The 1,675-nt window shown below is 32.2% G+C and carries 1 protein-coding gene; it reads right to left on the reverse strand.

Annotated elements, in window-relative coordinates; translation table 11 throughout:
- Positions 1 to 1,205, reverse strand: a 1,205-nt coding sequence (locus P20652_RS19230) for a hypothetical protein (RefSeq protein WP_033018151.1), incomplete at its 3' end; no start/stop codon positions are given.
- Positions 1,206 to 1,675 lie beyond the last annotated feature (470 nt).

Genomic DNA, 1,675 nt, shown 5'->3' on the forward strand with positions numbered 1-1,675 from the left:
ACAATCTCATCTAATTTATCTTCATCAATTAATACTGCATTTTCTACAATGCGTTTTCCACCTTGTATTTCAATGCGCTTATTGTGTTTGTTCAATGTAAGTATTTCATCGCAAAACTGATCAGACGGATGCATTTCATAAGTGTAGTCAATAATATTGCCCGTTTTATCATCTTTTACATTTGTTATGCTATATTCTGATATAGCACCTTTTTCAATCAAATCTTTCATTGTTGTTGTCATATCACGACGTAGAGCTTTTAGCTTATTTTCTGTAATATTGTCGGTTGAATAAATAGAACCATATTTTTCCATTATAGAAAGCAATCTAAAATGATAGGTTTTTCCTGGTGCTGCATAGCGCCAAAGATGATATAAACGTAGCATCATCCAACGTGATAATCCGCGTTTTAATTCTTGCGCACTATTAAAGTAATATCCTTTGTACTCAAGATTATCAATCATGTTATGAACAAATGCATTTAAACAAGCCACACATTTTACATTGCCGCCTTGGCCCTTTTTACCACTAAAGTGGAGTGACGATAAAAAGTTCATGTTTGACTCGTAAAACGAATCATCTATATCCGAGTTTTTAGTATCTGTCGCAGAATATTTAAATGAAAGTTTAGAACCTTGCAATGCTTCAAGTGACTCTTTTATTGCAGGATATGGCATTGATTGCCCTACTGCTTTTAGTTCTTGTGCTAATTCGTTCATAGAAAAAACAACGGCATATTGAATACCGGATTTAAAATTAATTTTTACTATTTTTCCTTTAGAAGCTAAGCGTATAAGTGCGCGCTCTACTTTCTCTTCTCTATCCGATGGCCACACTAAGTACTCAACATCTTCGCCATCTTTTCGAGTACTAACAACTGCAGGAGTTATTTTTATTTCACCATCGTATAAAATACCATCTACTTTTTCTGATATTCTTCGCGTAATAATTGTTTTTTTAGGAGCTTCTTCCAAAGGCAATTTTTTATGACCAGAGCGAACAAAGCGTCCCCACAAATCATAATGGTTAAATGTATTTGAATATGCACGTAAACCATGAGCTGCATTTTCGATTGAAATTCGCACATCTTTATTGTCTGTAAATAGTGCTAAACTTTCATTATCGATTGCACTTTCCACCCCGTGGATTTGACCCCTAAGTGTATCGGGCAAGTTATCTACAGAGATGTTGACCTTTCGGCTCATTGTTATTATTTCCATTTTTATTTCGACATCTAATAACAACACATTAAGCTGCAAAAGTTAAATGTTTAAGTTAGTATAAAAGTGATCTCACTTTAAATAAAATGTTCAGATCACTATTTTACTAAGCATTCTTCACTTATCGTTATTTGAGATCAATATTTTACTAACAAGCGGTGTATAAATCTAATTTTTACTAACTCATCAATTATTTTGTCCATCTTAATCGGTATTTTATAAAATTAAACACGACAATTATCAAATAAAAACACACCTGCTGTGGATAAGTACATATCTAGTTAGAATAGATCTGATCTGTACTTACTAAAGATCAGATCTATACTAATTAAAGTAGTTATTATAGATTGGCAACAGTGCATAACTTTCTAATTTACTTAGTAAAAAACTGATCTATACGAATGATTTTGTTGATAACCTACTGTGCAAGTTGTGCATAACTAAATATTTAAAAA

The sequence above is a fragment of the Pseudoalteromonas sp. BSi20652 genome, assembly GCF_000239855.1.
Lineage (GTDB): Bacteria > Pseudomonadota > Gammaproteobacteria > Enterobacterales > Alteromonadaceae > Pseudoalteromonas.